Genomic DNA, 1,312 nt, shown 5'->3' on the forward strand with positions numbered 1-1,312 from the left:
CCCTTGACCGCGCCCTGCATGATGCCGCCGACGATCTGCCGTCCGAGCAGTCCGAAGACGACCAGGACGGGCAGAGTGCCCAGAAGGGTGCCGGCCATGACGACGGACTGGTCCTGGACGTATCCGCCGCCCAGCTGGCGCAGGGCGACCTGGACGGTGGGTTCCTGCGAGGACAGCGCGATGATGGGCCAGAAGAAGTCGTTCCAGGCGGTCATGAAGGTGAGCAGCCCGAGGACGGCCATGGCGGGCCGGGCGATGGGCACGACGATCGTCCAGAAGATCCGGGAGGTGGAGGCGCCGTCCACCCGTGCCGCTTCGATGAGTTCGTCGGGCAGTGACTGGGCGATGAACTGCCGCATGAAGAACACCCCGAACGCGGAGACGAGGCTGGGCAGGATGACCGCCTGCAGCTGGTTGGCCCACTCGAGTCTGGCGATCACCATGAAGAGGGGGATCACACCGAGCTGGGGCGGGATCATCATCGTGCCGACGGTGAAGGCGAGCAGGGTGTTGCGGCCCTTGAAGCGCAGCTTGGCGAAGGCGAACCCGGCGAGGGTCGAGCACAGGACGGTGCCGACGGTGATGGAGCCCGACACGATCAGGGAGTTGAGCAGGGCCTTGCCGATGTCCGCCTGTTCCAGGGCGAGTTGGACGTTGCGCAGGAGGTGGGGTCCGGGCAGCAGGGTCGGCGGGGTCTTCGCGATGTCCGCGTTGGAGCGGCTGGCCGCGACGATCGTGTAGTAGAAGGGGAACGCGGAGACGAGCACGGCGAGGATCAGGAACGCGTAGGCGAGCCGCCCTCCGTGCAGGGTGCGTCCGGCGCGCGGACGGCGCCGGCGCGCACGGCGGATCCCGGCCGCCGCGGGACGCGCGGTCAGGGGCGCGCTCTTCGGATCGGCGAAGGTGGTCACCGGCCGGCCTCCTTGGCAGGGCGACGGCGCGCGAGCAGGGCGTTGACCCCGACGAGCACCAGGATGAGCAGGAACATCACCCAGGCGATGGCCGCCGCCCGTCCCAGGTGGAAGAAGGACCAGCCCTGTTCGTACATGTAGAGGCCGAGGGTCTGGTACTGGTGCGAGATGCCGCCGCCCGGGTTGCCCTCGAACAGCAGCGGTTCGCCGAACAGTTGCGTGGCGCCGATGGTGGACATGATCACGGAGAAGACGATCGTGGGGCGCAGACCCGGCAGGGTGACGTGCAGGAACTGGCGCCACTTCGAGGCGCCGTCCATCTCGGCGGCCTCGTAGAGCTCGCCGGGGATCGACTGCATGCCGGCGAGGAAGATCAGCGCGTTGTAGCCGGTCCAGCGCCA

Annotated in this window: 2 protein-coding genes; both read right to left on the minus strand. The window is 68.7% G+C overall.

Features of this window, described 5'->3' with window-relative positions:
* On the minus strand, positions 1-878 hold an 878-nt coding region (locus GTW43_RS27820), incomplete at its 3' end, for a carbohydrate ABC transporter permease (RefSeq protein ID WP_202502017.1).
* 29 nt (positions 879-907) lie between these two features.
* A partial coding sequence (locus tag GTW43_RS27825; protein ID WP_161304719.1) for a sugar ABC transporter permease occupies positions 908-1,312 on the minus strand: 405 nt, incomplete at its 5' end.

The sequence above is a fragment of the Streptomyces sp. SID5785 genome, assembly GCF_009870065.1.
In the GTDB taxonomy this organism is placed as follows: Bacteria; Actinomycetota; Actinomycetes; order Streptomycetales; family Streptomycetaceae; genus Streptomyces.